This is a genomic window from Cellulomonas alba (assembly GCF_030362835.1).
Lineage (GTDB): Bacteria > Actinomycetota > Actinomycetes > Actinomycetales > Cellulomonadaceae > Cellulomonas > Cellulomonas alba.
On record NZ_JAUCGQ010000001.1, the window covers coordinates 2,680,493 to 2,699,322 of the forward strand.

At 74.5% G+C, this 18,830-nt stretch carries 15 protein-coding genes; 13 read left to right on the forward strand and 2 right to left on the reverse strand.

Annotated elements, in window-relative coordinates; all coding sequences use genetic code 11:
• Positions 1–5 precede the first annotated feature (5 nt).
• The gene (locus QRT04_RS12210) at positions 6–1,193 is read left to right on the forward strand and encodes a mannose-1-phosphate guanylyltransferase (protein WP_289455552.1); all 1,188 of its coding nucleotides are present in this window, start codon (positions 6–8) and stop codon (positions 1,191–1,193) included.
• Positions 1,194–1,296: 103 nt separating this feature from the next.
• Positions 1,297–2,922 carry an HNH endonuclease signature motif containing protein gene (locus QRT04_RS12215; RefSeq protein ID WP_289455554.1) on the forward strand — a complete coding sequence of 542 codons (1,626 nt, stop codon included), beginning with the start codon at positions 1,297–1,299 and terminating at the stop codon, positions 2,920–2,922.
• Positions 2,923–3,041: 119 nt separating this feature from the next.
• Here QRT04_RS12215 and QRT04_RS12220 read toward each other — a convergent pair whose 3' ends face one another.
• Positions 3,042–3,419 carry a VOC family protein gene (locus QRT04_RS12220; protein WP_289455555.1) on the reverse strand — a complete coding sequence of 126 codons (378 nt, stop codon included), beginning with the start codon at positions 3,417–3,419 and terminating at the stop codon, positions 3,042–3,044.
• A 142-nt stretch (positions 3,420–3,561) separates the two neighbouring features.
• Between QRT04_RS12220 and QRT04_RS12225 the strand changes: the two genes are divergently transcribed.
• The 11 genes from QRT04_RS12225 to QRT04_RS12275 all read left to right on the forward strand — a co-directional run bounded on the left by QRT04_RS12225 (position 3,562) and on the right by QRT04_RS12275 (position 16,898).
• Positions 3,562–4,812, forward strand: coding sequence for an amidohydrolase (locus QRT04_RS12225; protein ID WP_407653597.1), 1,251 nt, complete (start codon positions 3,562–3,564; stop codon positions 4,810–4,812).
• Positions 4,813–5,036: 224 nt separating this feature from the next.
• On the forward strand, positions 5,037–6,161 hold the full coding sequence (locus tag QRT04_RS12230) for a BMP family lipoprotein (protein ID WP_289455556.1): 1,125 nt from the start codon (positions 5,037–5,039) through the stop codon (positions 6,159–6,161).
• A 116-nt stretch (positions 6,162–6,277) separates the two neighbouring features.
• Positions 6,278–7,822 carry an ABC transporter ATP-binding protein gene (locus QRT04_RS12235; RefSeq protein ID WP_289455557.1) on the forward strand — a complete coding sequence of 515 codons (1,545 nt, stop codon included), beginning with the start codon at positions 6,278–6,280 and terminating at the stop codon, positions 7,820–7,822.
• Between the two features lie 64 nt (positions 7,823–7,886).
• Positions 7,887–9,146, forward strand: coding sequence for an ABC transporter permease (locus QRT04_RS12240; RefSeq protein WP_407653617.1), 1,260 nt, complete (start codon positions 7,887–7,889; stop codon positions 9,144–9,146).
• Positions 9,143–10,441, forward strand: coding sequence for an ABC transporter permease (locus QRT04_RS12245; RefSeq protein WP_289455559.1), 1,299 nt, complete (start codon positions 9,143–9,145; stop codon positions 10,439–10,441). The genes QRT04_RS12240 and QRT04_RS12245 overlap by 4 nt, the downstream gene beginning before the upstream one ends.
• A gap of 4 nt (positions 10,442–10,445) precedes the next feature.
• Positions 10,446–10,880, forward strand: a complete 435-nt coding sequence (locus tag QRT04_RS12250) for a cytidine deaminase (RefSeq protein ID WP_289455561.1) — start codon at positions 10,446–10,448, stop codon at positions 10,878–10,880.
• Positions 10,877–12,169: a thymidine phosphorylase gene (locus QRT04_RS12255; RefSeq protein WP_289455562.1), complete on the forward strand. Its 1,293-nt coding sequence runs from the start codon at positions 10,877–10,879 to the stop codon at positions 12,167–12,169. Before QRT04_RS12250 ends, QRT04_RS12255 begins: the two co-directional genes overlap by 4 nt.
• Positions 12,170–12,276: 107 nt before the next feature.
• Positions 12,277–12,504, forward strand: a complete 228-nt coding sequence (locus tag QRT04_RS12260) for a hypothetical protein (RefSeq protein ID WP_289455563.1) — start codon at positions 12,277–12,279, stop codon at positions 12,502–12,504.
• Complete coding sequence (locus QRT04_RS12265) at positions 12,497–13,630, forward strand: adenosine deaminase (protein WP_289455565.1); 1,134 nt, start codon at positions 12,497–12,499, stop codon at positions 13,628–13,630. The genes QRT04_RS12260 and QRT04_RS12265 overlap by 8 nt, the downstream gene beginning before the upstream one ends.
• Entirely contained in the window at positions 13,627–14,340 is a 714-nt protein-coding gene (gene deoC / locus QRT04_RS12270) for a deoxyribose-phosphate aldolase (RefSeq protein ID WP_289455566.1), read from the forward strand. The genes QRT04_RS12265 and deoC overlap by 4 nt, the downstream gene beginning before the upstream one ends.
• A 113-nt stretch (positions 14,341–14,453) precedes the next feature.
• Positions 14,454–16,898, forward strand: a complete 2,445-nt coding sequence (locus QRT04_RS12275) for a DUF6055 domain-containing protein (protein ID WP_289455567.1) — start codon at positions 14,454–14,456, stop codon at positions 16,896–16,898.
• Between the two features lie 18 nt (positions 16,899–16,916).
• Here the strand turns inward: QRT04_RS12275 and QRT04_RS12280 are convergent, their stop codons facing one another.
• Positions 16,917–18,800, reverse strand: coding sequence for a phospho-sugar mutase (locus QRT04_RS12280; RefSeq protein ID WP_289455568.1), 1,884 nt, complete (start codon positions 18,798–18,800; stop codon positions 16,917–16,919).
• Positions 18,801–18,830: the final 30 nt, after the last annotated feature.

Sequence of the window (18,830 nt, forward strand, 5' to 3'; positions counted from 1 at the left end):
CCGTCATGCCGAGCCAGCCTGACGAGTCCTCGAGCGTGGCGACGGCGGAGCCGGGCGCGACGCCCGACCCCATCGACGGTTTCCACGCGGTCATCCCGGCCGGCGGCGCGGGAACGCGGCTGTGGCCGCTCTCGCGCGCTGGTCGTCCGAAGTTCCTCCTCGACCTGACGGGCTCCGGGCGGACCCTGCTGCAGGCGACGGTCGACCGTCTCGCGCCGCTCACGGGGGACGGCAACGTGCTGGTCGTCACCGGCGAGCGCCACGCCGAGGCGGTCGCCGAGCAGCTGCCCGGGCTCGGGGGCGCGAACGTGCTGGCCGAGCCGTCGCCGCGGGACTCGATGGCGGCGATCGGACTGGCGGCTGCCGTGCTGCTCGAGCGCCACGGGGACGACGTCGTGCTCGGCTCGTTCGCGGCCGACCACGTGATCGCCGGGGCCGAGGCGTTCCAGCGCGCGGTCCGCGAGGCGGTCGTCGCCGCTCGCGCGGGGTACGTCGTGACGATCGGGATCGCGGCGACGGGGCCGTCGACGGCGTTCGGCTACGTGCGCGCCGGCGCCGGGCTCGACCTGGCGGACGCCCCGTCGGTACGGCTCGCGGCGGGCTTCACGGAGAAGCCGGACGCCGAGACCGCCGCCGCCTACCTCGCGACGGGGGAGTACCGGTGGAACGCGGGCATGTTCGTCGTGCGCGCTGCCGTCCTGCTCGACCACCTGCGCGCCCAGCTCCCGGCGCTGCACGACGGGCTCCGCGAGATCGCTGCGGCGTGGGACGCGCCGGCGCGTGACGAGGTGCTCGCCCGGGTCTGGCCCGGCCTGACGCGCATCGCGATCGACCATGCGATCGCCGAGCCGGTGGCGGCCGCGGGCGGCGTGGCCGTGGTGCCGGGCGACTTCGACTGGGACGACGTGGGCGACTTCGCGTCGCTCGCGGGGCTCGTGCCCCCCGGCTTCGCATCGGACGCCGGCGACGGCGACGGGCCCACGCTGGGGGACGCGGCCGCGGTGCTCCGCAGCGGGTCGCCGGGCGCGTTCGTGGTGACGGCCGACGGTCGCACGGTGTCGGTGGTCGGAGTCCCGGACGCGGTGGTCGTCGACACGCCGGATGCGGTGCTCGTGACGACGCGCGCGCACGCGCAGGACGTGAAGGCGGCGGTCGACGCCTGGCGCGATCGCGGGCGCGACGACCTGCTCTAGCGCCGCGAGCCGCGCGTCGAGCCGCCCACAGGTGCCAGCCTGTGGATGTATTTCCGCAGGTCAGGGCTTGTTTCCGCGATGAGTGGCGCGTAGAATCGCACGTATGTACGAATCGGCGGCGAGTGCGAGCGCAGGCGACGCGGCGCTCCGCGCCGCCGAGCGTGCCGGGTCGCTCGACGATGCCGAGCTGGTCCGCGCGGTCGCCGACCTCGAGGCCGCGGGCCGCCGTCTGGACACTGCCCGGGTGCGGGTGGCGGCCGAGGTGGCGCACCGGTCGCGACGCGATCTCGGCGGCGAGCGGTTGTCGGCGCGGCTGGGCTGCCGGACCGCGAGCGAGGCGGTGCAACGGCTCACCGGCGTCGCCGGTGCTACTGCGGGGCAGCGCATCAGGCTCGGACTGGCGACGCGGGAGGACCGCGCACTGACCGGGGGTCGCCTGCCGGCGCGGTTCGACGCGGTGGGCGCCGCGCTCCGTGCCGGCTCGCTCGGCGTCGACGGCGCTCGGGCGATCGTCGCGGCCCTCGAGCCGACGCTGCGGGTCGCGCCCGCCGAGCACGTCGCCGCAGCGGAGCGCGAGCTCGTCGCTTCGGCGGTCGAGCGGTGGGGGAGCGGAGGCGAAGCCGAGGGCGACGCCACGGGAGCGCCCGACACCGGGACCGACCTCGACACCGTCCTCGACACCGACACGGCTGACGACCCGCGCGACGACGCCCCGGACGGCACGAGTCCCCGACTGACGCGCACCGTCCCGGTGCTCGACGCTGACGCGATCCGTCTGCAGGCCAGGGTCTGGGCGGAGTACCTGGACCCCGACGGCGCGGCACCCGACGAGCGTGACGACGAACGGCGGTTCCTCACCCTCCACGCCGCGCGCCGCGGCCTCGTGCCGGTCAGCGGCCTGCTGCTGCCGGAGGTCGCCGCGACCCTGCGGCGGTACGCCGAAGCGTGGACGAGCCCGCGCACCGCGCCGGTCCCCGACCCGACCACGTGCGCAGGCGAGCGGGCGCGCGGCTGCGACCAGGCGTCGTCGCTGGCTGCCCAGGAGGACGCGGCGTCATCGCCGGCGGGCAAGGGGTCGCCTCCGCCTCGGGCCGAAGAGGCGTCTGTGGCCGAGCCGGCGGCCGCGGCCGAGACGCGCAGCCGCGCCCAGATCCTCCACGACGTCCTCGCCACGGCGATCACCGTGGCGACGCGCGTCGTCGACGCGCCCTCCGTCGCCGGAAACGCTCCGACGCTGGTGGTCGTCGCCCGAGCAGACGACCTTCAGTCGAGCTCGGGCGTCGCGCACTCCGAGGACGGCGGGGCGGTCCGCATCGACGTCGCGCGGCACCTCGGTTGCGCGGGCGCGATCCAGCGCGTGAGCGTGGACGGCGCGGGGCGGATCGTCGGTCTGTGGTCGCCGGATCGGTGCTTCACGGGCGCGCAGCGTCGCGCGATCGCCGTCCGCGACGGCGGCTGCGTCATCCCGGGGTGCTCCGTGCCGCCGGCGTGGTGCGAGGTGCACCACGTCGTGCCGCACGCGGACGACCCTCAGGGCACGCACACCGACAACGGGGTGCTCCTGTGCTGGCACCACCACCGGACGATCGACCGCTCGGGGTGGCGGGTCCGGATGGCTGGCGGTCTGCCGTGGATCAGCCCACCCGCGTGGCTGGACGCCGCTCGCGCCTGGCGCCCGGCGCGACCACCGACCCCGCCGCACCGGTTCGAGCCGCACGCGGTGGAATGACGGAGGCGGCTCGCGCAGGGACGCCCGGGCTCAACGACCTGCGGCAGCCCGAGCGGTCACGAGCCCGAGCGGTCACGGTGCGGGCGCGAACGGTGGCTCGACCTGACGCCGCCGCCGGCTCACTGCCGCATCCGCTCCGGCAGCTCCTGGAGGGTCCACTCGTTGCCGTCGGGGTCCTTGAACGTCGTGAACCGGCCCCACGCCAGGTCCTGCACCGGCGTCGCGTCGACCCCGTTGCCGACGAGGTGCGCGCGCGCCGCGTCGGCGTCGTCGACGACCATCTGGACGCCTTTGAGCGACCCGGGCGCCGTGTCGACCAGGCCGGTCCCGATCGCGATCGAGCACGCCGAGCCGTCAGGTGTGAGCTGCACGAACCGCAGCTCGGGGCTGACGGTCTGGTCGTGGTCGACGTGGAACCCCACCTGCTGGGCGTAGAACGCCTTGGCGCGGTCGACGTCGCTGACCGGGACGAACACCAGCTCGATGCGGAACTCCATGACCTGCCTCCCACGTCGTCGTGATCCGATGCTCGAGCATCCCGCGGGCCGGCCGGCACGGCTCGGCGGGTCGGCGCGCGCTGCCGATGCCGGGCGCGAACGGCCCACGGGGTCGGCGCCTGCCACGGCTAGGCTCGACAGGGTGTCGACCTCCTCCCACCATGCCGTCGGACCGCTCGAGGACCTGCGGCCCGCGCCGACCGAGCCGGCGGTACGCCGTCTGGCGGAGACCGTGGCGACGTTGCGGGACGAGCTCGTCGAGATCCGCCGCGACCTGCACGCCCACCCGGAGCTCGCGCGGACCGAGGAGCGCACGACCAAGGTCGTCGCCGACCGGCTCCGCGTCGCGGGGCTCGAGCCCGTGCTGCTGCCGGGAGCCGGGCTCATCTGCGACATCGGCCCGGGCCCGACGGTCACCGGCCGGAAGCGGATCGGCGTGCGCGCGGACCTCGACGCGCTGCCGCTGCCCGACACGTCGGGCGTGCCGTGGGCGTCGCGGAACCGCGGGATCGCGCACGCCTGCGGGCACGACCTGCACACCACGGCGGTGCTCGGCGCGGGGCTGCTGCTCGCCGAGCTCGCGACCGCAGGGCAGCTCCGGACCGGCGTGCGCCTGATCTTCCAGCCCGCCGAGGAGGTGCAGCCCGGCGGCGCGCTCGACGTCGTCGCCGCGGGGGCGCTCGACGGCGTCGGCCAGATCTATGCCGTGCACACGGACCCGAAGGTCGACGTCGGCAAGGTCGGCACGCGCATCGGCCCGATCACCTCGGCCAGCGACGAGGTCACCGTGGTCGTCACGGGACCGGGCGGCCACACGTCCCGGCCGCACCTGACGGCGGACGTCGTGTTCGCGCTCGGCCAGGTCGTGACGCAGGTGCCCGCCGTCCTGGGCCGGCGGCTCGACCCGCGGAGCGGTGTGAACCTCACGTGGGGCGCGATCTCGGCGGGCACGGCGCCCAACGCGGTGCCGACCTCGGGCGTCGTCAAGGGCACGCTGCGGTGCCTCGACGTGCGGGCGTGGGAGAAGGCGTCGGCCGTGTTCCACGAGGCGGTCGTCCAGGCGACGACGGCGCTCGGCGTCGAGGTCGAGGTGCGTCACCAGCGTGGCGTGCCGCCGGTCGACAACGACGAGCGCGCGACCGGCGTGCTCGAGGCGGCGGCGCGGGACGTGCTCGGGCCCGACTCCGTGCAGCTGACCGAGCAGTCGCTGGGCGGCGAGGACTTCGCCTGGTACCTGACGCGTGTCCCCGGCGCGCTCGCGCGGCTCGGAACCCGCACGCCCGGCGGGCACTCGTTCGACATCCACCAGGGCGACCTGCGGATCGACGAGCGCGCGGTCGAGGCAGGGGCGCTGCTCCTCGCGCGCGCGGCGTGGCTGGCCGGCGGGGTGTAGAGCGCCGGCACGCCGGTCCCGGACGCGCGCCGGTCCGGATCGTGAGACCCCGGGTCCGTCACCTGGGCACATGTTCCGAATCGATAACGGAACCTCCGGGGATACGGCTCAGTAACATGCGGTTCACAGCCCGAGGGCTAACGTCCGAGGCATCGCCATCCGAGACCCTGGACAGTGCTGTGCCCGGGCCGGATGCTCCCAGACGAGAAGCAGGAGAGCCTCGCGTGAAGAAGATCCTCGGTGTGGCCGCACTGAGCGGGGCGGTCGCCCTGGTTCTGGCGGCCTGTGGCAGCGCCCCGTCCTCGGAGTCCACCGGCACGGCCGGCACGACCCCGGGCTCGACGGCGACGACGTCGAACTTCAAGGCCTGCATGGTCTCGGACTCGGGCGGCTTCAACGACAAGTCGTTCAACGAGTCGGGCTACAACGGCCTGATGCAGGCGTCGAAGGACCTCGGCATCCAGACCGCGACGGCCGAGTCCAAGCAGGCGTCGGACTTCGCTCCGAACATCCAGAACATGATCGGCCAGAACTGCAACCTGGTGGTCACCGTCGGCTTCCTGCTGGCGACCGCCACCGGTGACGCGGGGAAGGCGAACCCGAACGTCGACTTCGCGATCGTCGACTCGACGGCGCAGGACGCCAAGGGCAACACGATCGCGCTCGACAACGTCAAGCCGATCAGCTTCGACACGGTCCAGGCCGCCTACCTCGCGGGCTACGTCGCCGCGGGCATGACGAAGACCGGCACGGTCGCGACCTTCGGTGGCATCAACATCCCGACGGTCACGATCTTCATGGACGGCTTCTACGACGGCGTCCAGAAGTACAACGAGGTCCACTCGAAGAGCGTCAAGGTGCTCGGCTGGGACCCGGCGAAGCCGAAGCAGGGCTCGTTCACGGGTGACTTCGAGGACCAGAGCAAGGGCCAGCAGCTCACCAACACGTTCATCGACCAGGGTGCCGACATCATCCTGCCGGTGGCCGGCCCGGTCGGCGGCGGCACCCTCGCCGCGGCGCACGACGCCAACACGGCGGGCAAGGCGATCTCGGTGATCTGGGTCGACTCCGACGGTGTCGAGACCAACCCCGACTCGGCCGACATCATCCTGACCTCGGTCATGAAGCAGATCGGCCAGGCGGTCCAGGACGTCGTGAAGGCCTCGTCCGGCGGCAACTTCAGCAACGAGCCGTACGTCGGCACGCTGAAGAACGAGGGCGTCGGCATCGCGCCGTTCCACAACTTCGACTCGAAGGTCCCGCAGGACCTCAAGGACGAGGTGAAGCAGCTCCAGCAGGACATCATCGACGGCAAGATCACCGTCACGTCCCCGAGCTCGCCCAAGTAGTCCACGCACGACGCCGGCCCGGTCGAACCGGGCCGGCGTCGTCGCGTTCCCCTACGCGCCCTGACCTGGGTGCGGATATCGTCGCTGGTGCCGGTCGCACGAAGGAGGCGCCCCCCGTGAAGCTCGAGCTCCGCGGCATCACGAAGTCCTTCGGTCCGCTCGTGGCGAACGACCACATCGACCTCGTGGTCGAGCCCGGTCAGATCCACGCGCTGCTCGGAGAGAACGGCGCCGGCAAGTCGACGCTGATGAACGTCCTGTTCGGCCTCTACTCCGCCGACGAGGGCGAGATCCTCCTCGACGACGAGGAACGGACCTTCGAGGGTCCGGGCGACGCGCTCGCGGCCGGCATCGGCATGGTGCACCAGCACTTCATGCTCGTCCCGGTCTTCACCGTCGCCGAGAACGTCATGCTCGGCCACGAGGCCACGAAGTCGGCCGGGCTGCTCGACCTCGAGGCGGCGCGGACGCGCGTCCGCGAGCTCGCCGCCCGGTTCGGCTTCGAGCTCGACCCCGACGCCGTCGTCGAGGACCTGCCGGTCGGCGTCCAGCAGCGCGTCGAGATCGTCAAGGCGCTCGCGCGTGACGCGAAGGTCCTGATCCTCGACGAGCCGACGGCCGTGCTGACGCCGCAGGAGACCGACGAGCTCATCGGCATCATGCGCCAGCTGCGCGACGCGGGGACGTCGATCGTCTTCATCACCCACAAGCTCCGCGAGGTCCGCGCAGTCGCCGACGTCATCACGGTGATCCGGCGCGGGCGCGTCGTCGGCTCGGCGTCCCCCGACGCGGCGGAGACCGAGCTCGCCTCGATGATGGTCGGGCGCGCGGTCTCGCTGTCGCTCGGCAAGGCGCCCGCGCAGCCGGGTGACACGACCTTCGAGGTCCGCAACCTGACGGTGCTCGACGCCGCGGGGAGCGTGGTGCTCGACGACGTCTCGTTCGACCTGGCGCGCGGCGAGATCCTCACGGTCGCGGGCGTCCAGGGCAACGGCCAGACCGAGCTCGCGGAGGCGCTGCTCGGGCTGACGCCGCCGATCGCGGGATCCGTCCGGCTCGAGGGTCGCGACCTCGTCGGCCTGTCGCCGCGCGAGGTGCTCGACGCGGGCGTCGGCTTCGTGCCGGAGGACCGCTCGGTCGACGGGCTCGTCGGCGACTTCACGGTCGAGGAGAACCTCGTGCTCGACCTGGTGCACACGCCCGCGTACTCGCGCGGCGGCGCGCTCAACCTCGGCGCGATCCGGCGCAACGCCGAGCACCGCATCGACGAGTTCGACATCCGCACGCAGGGACCGGCGCAGGCCGCGGGCCGGCTGTCGGGCGGCAACCAGCAGAAGGTCGTGCTCGCGCGCGAGCTGTCCCGGCCGCTCAAGCTCTTCGTCGCGAGCCAGCCGACGCGCGGCGTCGACGTCGGCTCGATCGAGTTCCTGCACCGCCGGATCGTCGCGGAGCGCGACAACGGCACGCCGGTGCTCATCGTCTCGACCGAGCTCGACGAGGTCGTCGAGCTCGCCGACCGGATTGCGGTGATGTACCGCGGACGCATCGTCGGCATCGTCCCGGCGGACACGCCGCGCGACGTGCTCGGCCTGATGATGGCCGGCGTCCCGCAGTCCGAGGCGGAGCAGCAGGCCGCCGAGCACCCGACCGCCGGCCTGTGACGGCGAGGAAGGTTCAGCCGTGAGCGACGAGATCCTCCCCGGGGCGACCAGCCCCACCATCGGGATGCCGCAGCCCGAGGCGCCGACGCCCGGCGCGCCCGCCGGCGGGGCGACGTCCGAGGACCGCGCGGCCTCGATGCTGCGCCGCATCGCGACGGGTGAGATCGGCGTCAGCGTGCTGGCGTTCGTGCTCGCGCTCGTCATCGGCGGGATCCTCATCGCGGCCGTCGACCCCGACGTCACGAAGGCCGCGGGCTACTTCTTCAGCCGGCCGAGCGACCTGCTCACCGCGGCCTGGGACTCGGTCACGCAGGCGTACTCGGCGATGTTCAAGGGCGCCGTGTTCAACCCCGACGCCGCGACGTTCCAGCAGGCGATCCGGCCGCTCACCGAGACCATGACGGTCGCGACGCCGCTGATCATCGCCGCGCTCGGCGTCGCCGTGGGCTTCCGGGCCGGCCTGTTCAACATCGGCGCCCAGGGGCAGGTCATCCTCGGTGCGACGCTCGGCGGGTACGTCGGGTTCGCGTGGCACCTGCCGGTCGGGCTCCACCTGCTGGTCGCGCTCGTCGGCGGCATCCTCGGCGGCGCGATCTGGGCCGGCATCGCGGGCTTCCTGCGGGCCAGGACGGGCGCGCACGAGGTGATCGTCACGATCATGCTCAACTACGTCGCGCTCTACCTGCTCTCGTACCTGCTGACGACCGACGCGTTCACGATCCCGGGGTCGAACCAGCCGACGAGCCCCGGCGTCGACGAGTCTGCGCAGCTGCCGCTGCTGCTCGGCGACTGGTCGCGGCTCAACGCGGGCTTCATCGTCGCGATCCTCGCGGCGGTCTTCGTGTGGTGGCTCATGACGCGGTCCGTCATCGGCTTCCGGTTCCGGGCCGTCGGCTCGAACCCGCACGCGTCGCGCACCGCGGGCGTGAGCATCTCGACGACGATCGTGCTCGTCATGGTCACGTCCGGTGCGCTGGCCGGCCTCGCGGGCGCGGTGCAGATCCTCGGCACCGAGAAGCAGCTCTCCGCGGGCATCGCGGGCTCGCTCGGGTTCGACGCGATCACGGTCGCGCTGCTCGGCCGGTCGCGGCCGCTCGGCATCTTCCTCGCGGGCCTGCTGTACGGCGGGCTCGACGTCGGCGGCCGCGTCATGGAGGCGGCGACCGGCACCCCGATCGACATCGTGCTCGTCATCCAGGCGCTCGTCGTGCTCTTCATCGCCGCCCCGCCGCTCGTCCGCGCGATCTTCCACCTGCCCGATCCGACCGCGCCGCGCCGCGCGAAGGTCCGACCCGAGCCCGTCGTGAAGGGAGCGTCGGCATGAGCGCCGCCGTCGACACCCGTCCCGCCGCGCCGGCGCCCGCCGCGCGGGTCCCCTCGCCGCTCGCGCGTCGGTCGTGGAAGGCGCCCATCACGTTCGGCGTGCTCGGCCTCGCGGCGCTCGTGCTGTTCGGCCTGCTGCCCTCGGGCGGCAAGGAGACGACGTTCGCGATCGGCGCGTCCGGGACGTGGTTCCACCTGACCGACTTCACGATCCCGTCGAAGGCGGGCGCGATCGTGCTCAGCCTGATCTGCCTCGCGCTCGCGGGGTACGCGGCGTGGCGCGTGCGCGACGGTCACAAGCCCGGCCGGTGGGTCGGCGCGGTGTTCGGCGTCGCGTGGGTGCTCGCGTTCCTGACGTGGGCCGTCGCCGGCAAGTCGGTGTCGATCGTCAGCCTGCTGCAGAGCTCGCTCGTGCTGGCCGTGCCGCTCGCGTTCGGCGCCATGGGCGGTCTGCTCGGCGAGCGCGCGGGCGTCGTCAACATCGCGATCGAGGGCCAGCTGCTCACGGGCGCGTTCGGTGCCGCGCTCGTCGCGTCCGTGACGCACTCGGTGTACGCGGGCCTGATCGCGGCGCCGGTCGCGGGGCTGCTCATCGGGTCGCTGCTCGCGCTGTTCACCGTCAAGTACCGGGTCAACCAGATCATCGTCGGCGTCGTGCTCAACGTGCTCGCGGTCGGCCTGACGAGCTTCCTGTACGCGTCGGTGCTCAAGCCGAACGAGGCGACGCTGAACAGCCCGCCCCGGCTGCAGGCCGTGAGCATCCCGGTGCTCGCGAACATCCCGGTCGTCGGCCCGGTGCTGTTCCGGCAGACGATCCTCGTGTACCTGCTCTACGTCGCGGTCGTCGTGCTGACGATCTCGCTGTTCCGCACGCGCTGGGGGCTGCGCGTCCGCGCGGTCGGCGAGCACCCGCTCGCGGCCGACACCGTCGGCATCAACGTGCAGGCGACGCGCTGGCGCAACGTGCTGCTCGGCTCGATGGTCGCCGGCCTCGGCGGGGCGTTCTTCACGCTCGGCTCGGTCGGCAAGTTCGCGCAGGAGATGACAGCCGGCAAGGGCTACATCGCGCTCGCCGCGATGATCCTCGGCCGGTGGACGCCGATCGGGTCGCTGGGCGCGGCGCTCCTGTTCGGCTTCGCGAACGCGCTGCAGCTGGTGCTCAGCGTGCTCGACGTGCCCGTGCCCAACCAGCTCATGCTCATGCTCCCGTACCTCGTGACGATCGTCGCGGTCGCCGGGCTCGTCGGCCGCGTGCGCGGCCCGGCGGCGGCGGGGGAGCCGTACGTCAAGGAGTGACGCCATGTCGGACGAGTCCGTCGGTTCGCCGCAGCTCGACTGGGACGCCCTGCGCGCCGCGGCCACCGAGGTGATGGCACGCGCCTACGTGCCGTACTCGAAGTTCCCGGTCGGCGCCGCGGCGCTGGTCGACGACGGCCGCGTGGTCGTCGGGTGCAACGTCGAGAACGCGTCGTACGGCGTGACGCTGTGCGCCGAGTGCTCGCTCGTCTCGGCTCTCGTGGTGGGCGGCGGAGGGCGTCTGGTCGCCTTCACGTGCGTCGACGGCGCCGGCAACGTGCTGATGCCGTGCGGCCGCTGCCGCCAGCTGCTGCACGAGCACGGCGGGTCGCACCTGCTCGTCGAGACGGTGCGCGGCGTGCGGATGATGGCCGACGTGCTGCCGGACGCGTTCGGGCCCGAGGACCTCGTCGAGCGCGCGGGCGAGGCGCGCGCATGACCGAGCCGTTCGACGCGGTCGACGTCATCGTCGCGAAGCGCGACGGCCGCAGGCTGACGGACCCGCAGATCGACTGGGTGCTCGACGCGTACACGCGCGGCGTGGTGGCCGACGAGCAGATGTCGGCGCTCGCCATGGCGATCCTGCTCAACGGCATGGACCGCGCCGAGATCGCGCGCTGGACGGCCGCGATGATCGCGAGCGGCGAGCGGATGTCGTTCGCGGACCTCGGCCGGCCGACCGCCGACAAGCACTCGACCGGCGGCGTCGGCGACAAGATCACGCTCCCGCTCGCGCCGCTCGTCGCGGTGTTCGGCGTCGCGGTCCCGCAGCTGTCGGGCCGCGGGCTGGGCCACACGGGCGGCACGCTCGACAAGCTCGAGTCGATCCCGGGCTGGCGGGCCGCGCTCAGCAACGAGGAGCTGATGACGCAGCTCGCGGACGTCGGCGCCGTGATCTGCCAGGCCGGCTCGGGCCTCGCGCCCGCCGACCGCAAGCTCTACGCGCTGCGCGACGTCACCGGCACGGTCGAGGCGATCCCGCTGATCGCGAGCTCGATCATGAGCAAGAAGATCGCGGAGGGCACGGGCGCGCTCGTGCTCGACGTGAAGGTCGGCTCGGGCGCCTTCATGAAGGACCTCGACCGCGCGACCGAGCTCGCGCGCACGATGGTCGACCTCGGCACCGACGCGGGCGTGACGACGGTCGCGCTGCTCACCGACATGTCGACCCCACTGGGCCTGACGGCCGGGAACGCGCTGGAGGTCCGCGAGTCGATCGAGGTGCTCGCGGGCGGCGGCCCGCGCGACGTCGTCGACCTCACGCTCGCGCTCGCCCGCGAGATGCTCGACGCCGCCGGCCGGCCCGACGCCGACCCTGCGGCCGCCCTCGCGGACGGCCGGGCCATGGACGCGTGGCGCGCGATGATCGAGGCGCAGGGCGGCGACGCGGACGCGCCGCTGCCCGTGGCGCGGCACACCGAGGTCGTCACCGCCGGGAGCGACGGCGTGCTGACCGAGCTCGATGCGTACGCGGTGGGCATCGCGGCGTGGCGGCTCGGTGCCGGGCGCGCGCGCAAGGAGGACCCCGTCCAGGCGGGCGCGGGCGTCGAGCTGCACGCCAAGCCGGGCGACGCGGTACGCGCGGGCCAGCCGCTGATGACGCTGCACACCGACACCCCCGACCGGTTCGCGCGCGCCCGCGAGGCGCTCGCGGACGCCGTGACGATCGGCGCCGCGGACGCGGCACGGACCGACCGCCCGCTCGTCCTGGGACGCGTGAGCGCCTGACGGCCGAGCCGCGTCGACCGGTGCTCGGCGGGCTGGCAGCCCGTCACGCCGCGGGGCAGCATGAGCAGCGACGGCAGCACGTCGTCCGGCTCACCGGAGGAGGAACCATGAGCACGGTCCCGGGCCACGACGCCTGGCGGGACGCGGGCCTCGAGCCCACGCCGCCGGACGCCCCGGCACGACTGACGGACGACGAGGACGACGAGGCGCGCGACCCCGAGGAGTACACCCCGGGCTTCCCGCGCGCCGACCGCGACGGCGCGGCCGCCGAGGCCGACGTCGTCGAGCAGGACACCGAGGTGCCCGAGGACGACGGCGACGACGCACGTGCCTGACGCCGACGAGCAGGAGCCGGCCGACGCCGCGGCGTCCGGGCTCGACCCCGACCTCGTCGCGCGGCTGCCGAAGGTGCTCCTGCACGACCACCTCGACGGCGGTCTGCGGCCCGCGACGATCGTCGAGCTCGCCGCCGCCGCGGGCCACGAGCTCCCCGCGACCGATCCCGACGAGCTCGCCCGCTGGTTCGTCGACGCGGCGTCGTCGGGCTCGCTCGAGCGCTACCTCGAGACGTTCGCGCACACCGTCGCCGTGATGCAGACGGCCGAGAACCTGAGCCGGGTGGCGCGGGAGGCGGTGCTCGACCTCGCGGCCGACGGGGTCGTCTACGCCGAGCTGCGGTACGCGCCCGAGCAGCACGTCGAGGGCGGCCTGTCGCTCGACGAGGTGGTGCTCGCCGTGCAGGAGGGGCTCGCGCAGGGCGTCGCGGCGGCCGCCGAGGACGAGCGCTCGATCCGCGTCGGCACGCTGCTCACCGCGATGCGCCAGGCCGACCGCTGGGACGAGGTCGCCCGCCTCGCGATCGAGCACCGGGACCGTGGCGTCGTGGGCTTCGACCTCGCCGGGCCGGAGGACGGCTTCCCGCCCTCGCGCCACGCGGACGCGTTCACCGTGCTGGGCCGCGCGCTCGTCCCCGCGACCGTGCACGCGGGCGAGGGCGCGGGGATCGAGTCGATCGCCGAGGCGCTCCAGGTCGCGCACGCCGTCCGGCTCGGGCACGGCGTGCGGATCGCCGACGACGTCGGCGAGGACGACCTCGGCACGCGGCTCGGCCCGCTCGCGCACTGGGTGCGGGACCGGCGGGTGCCGCTCGAGCTGTGCCCGTCGTCGAACGTGCAGACGGGCGCCGCGCCGTCCGTGGCGGAGCACCCGGCGACCCGGCTCAAGCAGCTCGGCTTCGCCGTGACGATCAACACCGACAACCGCCTCCAGTCCGGGACGAGCCTGACGCGCGAGCTCACGCTGCTCGTCGACGAGGCCGGCTGGACGTTGGAGGACCTGCGGGACGTGACGGTCACCGCCGCCGGCAACGCGTTCCTGCACGCCGACGAGCGCGCCACGCTCATCGACACCGTGATCCGGCCGGCCTACGCGTCGGCCGTGGGAGGAAGGCACCGGGCATGACGAACGACGACCACACCTTCGACGCGGCCGCGCTGGCGCGGTTCGTCGACCACACGCTGCTGAAGCCCGAGGCGACCGCCGCCGACGTGGCCGCGCTCGTCGAGGAGGCCGCCCGCCTGGGCGTCTACTCGATCTGCGTGTCGCCGTCGTTCCTGCCGCTCGACGTCCCGGAGGCCCTCAAGATCGCCACGGTGTGCGGCTTCCCGTCCGGCAAGCACCACAGCGAGGTCAAGGCGGCCGAGGCCGCGCAGGCGGTCGCGAACGGCGCCGACGAGGTCGACATGGTGATCGACGTCGGTGCCGCCAAGGCGCGGCAGTTCGACGCGGTGCGGGCCGACATCGCCGCCGTCCGCGCCGCCGCGCCGCACCCGACGGTGCTCAAGGTCATCGTCGAGTCCGCGGCGCTGAGCGACCACGAGCTCGTCGAGGCGTGCCGCGCCGCGCGCGACGCGGGCGCCGACTACGTCAAGACGTCGACCGGCTTCCACCCCGCGGGCGGCGCGACCGTCCACGCGGTCCGCGCCATGGCCGACACCGTCGGCGGCCAGCTCGGCGTGAAGGCGTCGGGCGGCATCCGCACGGCGGCCGACGCGCTCGCGATGATCCAGGCCGGCGCGACCCGCCTCGGGCTGTCCGGGACGGCGTCGGTGCTGGCCGGCCTGACGTCCGACGCGCCCGCGCCCGCGGACGCCGGAGCCGCCGGCTACTGACGGTTCTCATCGCCTTCTCACCCGTAGACGTCGCGACGCGCCTCCCGGGGCGGTGACGATAGTTTCTGTCGCCCGCGAACCGGGCGCGGCGTCCGAACGGTCGGAGGAGACACGTGGTGGGACGGCGAGGCCTCGCTGCGCTGGTCGCGGCCGTGCTCGTCCTCGTCGTGGGCGCCGGTACGGGGCTCGCGGTCGCGAGCCGCGACGACGCGCGGCCGACGCTGTCGGTCCCGGCCGCCCTGCGCGACGCGTGGTCCCGCGCGCACGTACTCGAGGGGGAGCACGTCGCGCTCGCGTGGGGCGACGCGCTCGCCATCGACCCGACGCACGCGCCGAGCGACCTCCGGTTCGACCCGCAGCGCGCGGTCGCGCAGCTCGACGCGCTGTACGCGTTCGACGTCGGCGACCTGCGCGTCGTGCGGCCCGACGGCCCGGTCGCCAAGCACAAGGTCCTCGTCGTGGTGGACGGCTCGTGGCGGTCCGACGGTCCGCCGACGGTCGCGCCCGAGCCGATCACCGGCGGGCTGGCCGCGCACGACCGCCTGGCGCGCGGCGGCGTCCGCGACGGCGTCGGGGTGCTGCACGTGCAGGCGTCGGTGCTGCGCGGCGAGGGCGGCTCCGCGGGAACCACGTCGGTCGGCACGGACCTCGACCCGTCGTGGGAGCTCGCGCGCGGGTTCGCCGAGGTGGTCGAGCACTTCTCGGTGCTCGACGGGCCGGGTGCCGGGTTCGCGTCCGACTCGGCGACCACGTTCTGGCCCGTCACGGCGGCGTACCTCGCGTCGCTCGCGTCACCCGGCCGCGTCGGGGACCTGTCCGACCTGATCCGCGCGCCGCAGCTGCACTGGGGCAGCGCGCGGCTCGGGGACGGCGGCTGGCTGCTGCTGCGGTACCTCGCCGACCGGGACGGCGAGCAGCTCGCGGGCCAGCTCTGGCGCGGGGCGCGCGCCACGGAGGACCCGCTGTCGGCCTACCAGCGGATCGCGGGCCTCACCGAGGGCGACCTCGCACGGCACGTCACCGAGTACGCGATGCGCACGGTGACGTGGGACTTCTCGGATGCGTCGGGCCTCGCCCAGGTGCTCGCGCGGATGGACCCCGCGCTGCTCGCGGACCGGTCGACGCCGGTCGTCCCCGACGTCGAGGACCCGGGCCACTTCCGCGTGCTCGACGCGTTCGCTCCCGCCGACTACGGCTACGACCTGGTCCGGCTCGCACCGGACGCGCCGGACGCGACGATCCGCATGCGGCTGCGCGCCCACGTCGGGGCCGGCTCGGGCGGCGTCAGCTTCGGGTTCGTCGCGGTGCGCGACGACGGCAGCGCGCGGTACAGCCCGGTGACGACCGGGGCCGACTCCGAGGTGCAGTTCCCCCTCCACGCCGGCGAGTCGACCGTGTACCTCGTGGTCGTCGGGACGCCGGGCGCCAGGGCGACGCACCGCGCCGCCGACGGCGTGGGCGACGTGGAGCGGTACCCGTTCGAGTTCCGGCTCACGGGCGCGACTGTCGACGACGGCGCCGACGTCGTGCCGCCCGGCATGCACCGCCACCCCAACGGCGGCGGCCTCGTCGACGACGTGGCGACCGTCGCCCGGACGGCGTACGTCGGTCCTGACGCCGTGGTCCGGGGCACGGCGCGCGTGCTCGACCACGCGCGCATCGAGGGCCGGGCGTGGGTCGAGTCCGGCGCGACGGTGCGCGGCGACGCCGTGGTCCGTGACGTCGCCGTGGTCCGGTCGTCGGCCGTGCTCGCAGGCTCGGTCGTCGTCGGCGGGGACGCGACCGTCGCGTTCGCGTGCGCCGCGGGCGTCTACACCCGGTACGCGCCGGTCCGCACGTGCGACGGCGCGAACGACCTGCCCGACGTGAACGTGCCGGCGACGCCGTTCGCGGCGGCCGACCTCGCGTTCGAGCGCGTGCCGACCGCGCCCGCGACGCCGTCCGCTCCGGCGTCGCCCTCGCACGGTGCGACGCACCCGGCCGGCCACGGGGGCGGTTCCGGCGCGGGCGGGACCGGCAACGGGACCGGCAACGGCACCGGCAACGGCTCGGCCGGCGGGTCGAACGGCGGCCCCGCCGGCGGTACCGGTGGCGGCTCGCACGCCGGCCCGGGCGCCGGCCCGGGACCTGGCGGAGGGGGTGGGCCCGGCGGTCCCGCCCACGGCGGCACCGGACCGACGGGCGGCACGTCGTCACCGCCCAAGGTCGCGCCGCCCGACCCGGTCGCGGCCGGTCCGTGCCAGGCGACGTACACGCCGAACACCACGTGGACCGACGGCTCGGGCGAGCACTGGTTCCAGGCGCAGGTCCGCGTCACCGGGACGGGTGCGGGCGTCACGAGCTGGTCGGTCGCCTGGACGATGCCCGAGGGCGAGCAGATCACGTCGGTGTGGAACGCCCAGCTCGGCACGGTCGGCCGCGCGGTCACGGCCGAGAACGAGTCGTACAACGGCACGGTCAGGCCGGGGCAGGACGTGGTGTTCAACTTCCAGGGCACCGTGCCGAGCGAGGACGTCGGCAAACGGGTCCCGTCGATCACCTGCACACCCGGCCGGTGACCCGCCGCGCGGCGGTCGCTAGAGGTGGAGCGCCGCCCGGACGTCCGCCTCGACCGCGTGCAGCCGGTCGGCCGCGGCGCGGCGGGCCGCGCCCACCGCGTGCACGTCGGCCTCTGGCGCCACCGGCTCGACGACCTCGAGGTAGCACTTCACCTTCGGCTCGGTGCCGCTGGGTCGAACGACCACGCGCGTCCCGTCGGCCGCCGTCAGGCGCACGCCCTCGGTGGGCGGCAGCCCGCGCCGGTCCGCGTCGCTGCCGGTCGCGAGGTCGACGACGATCTCGACGCGCGAGCCGCCGAGCGTCGCCGGCGGGTGCTGGCGGAGCCGCTCGACGCGCTCCACGATCTGGGCGGCGTCGTCGAACCGGCCCGACACCTGCCCGGACAGGTGGAGGCCGTGCCGGCGGGCGAGGTCGTCGAGCGCGTCGACGAACGTGCGGCCCTCGGAGCGCAGCCGCGCCGCGAGCGTGGCGAGGAGCAGCGCCGCCGAGATCCCGTCCTTGTCGTGCACGTTGTCCGGGTCGACGCAGTAGCCGAGCGCCTCCTCGTAGCCGAAGACGAGCCCGTCGACGCGCGACAGCCACTTGAAGCCCGTCAGCGTCGGTGCGTAGCCCAGCCCCGCGTCGTCGGCGATCCGCTCGAGGAGTCGCGACGACACGATCGAGCTCGCGAGGACGCGACCGTCGGGCGTCGAACGCCAGTGGTCGGCGATCGTGGCACCGAGCAGCGCACCCGTCTCGTCTCCGTGGAGCATGCGCCAGCCGTCGGCGCGCGCCGTGTCGGGGCCGAGGTGGCCGCGCGCCCGCGGGTCCTGCACCGCGACCGCGCACCGGTCCGCGTCGGGGTCGAGCGCGAGCACGAGGTCCGCGCGCTCGTCCCACGCGAGGCCGAGCGCGAGGTCGATCGCGCCCGCCTCCTCGGGGTTGGGGAATGCGATCGACGGGAAGTCGGGGTGCGGGTCGGCCTGCTCCGGCACGACGAGCACGTCGGTGAAGCCCGCCGCGTTGAGCACGCGTGCGGCGAGGTCGCCGCCGACGCCGTGCAGCGGTGTCAGCACGATCTTGACCTCGCGCGCGAGCAGCGGGTCGACGGTCAGCCCCGCCACGCGCGCCGGTGCGGACGCGACCGCGGCGGCGTACGCGTCGATGACCTCGCGGCCGAGCACGGTCCAGCCCTCGGTGGCGCGCGGCACCGACGCGACGGACCGCACGTGCGCGATCTCGGCCGCGATCGCCGCGTCGTACGGCGGCACGATCTGCGCCCCGCGACCGGCGTCGGTGACGACGCGGCCGCCGAGGTAGACCTTGTAGCCGTTGTCGCGGGCCGGGTTGTGCGACGCCGTGACCTGCACGGCCGCGTCGGCGTCGAGGTGGCGCAGCGCGAACGCGAGGACCGGGGTGGGCTGCGCGCCCGGGAGCACGAGCGCCTCGATGCCGACCGCGGTGAGCACGGCCGCGGTGTCGCGCGCGAAGTCGACCGACCGGTGCCGCGCGTCGTACCCGATGACGACGCGGGGCGCGGGTGACACCCCGTCGAGCTCGCGCCCGAGGTACGCCGCGAGCCCGGCGGCCGCGCGGATCACGACCGCGCGGTTCATCCGGTTCGGGCCGCCGCCGAGCGCGCCACGCAGGCCCGCCGTGCCGAACTGCAGCGTCGCGCCGAACCGGTCGGCCAGCTCCTCGCGGGCCGCGCGCCGCGCGTCGATGCGCTGCCGCTCCTCGGGTGACGGGTCGCCCGGGTGCCGCGGGACCTCGCCGTCGGCGAGGCCGAGCAGGCGGCGCAGCTCGTCGGCCGTCTGCGGGTCCGGGTCGTCCGCGACCCAGTCCCGGACGGCGGTCTCGAGGTCGGACCAGGCGGTCTCGTCCGCCGGGTCGAAGGTCGTGGACGCCCTCGTGCCGGTCATGGGGCCAAGGTAGCGGCGGCCAGGGACGGC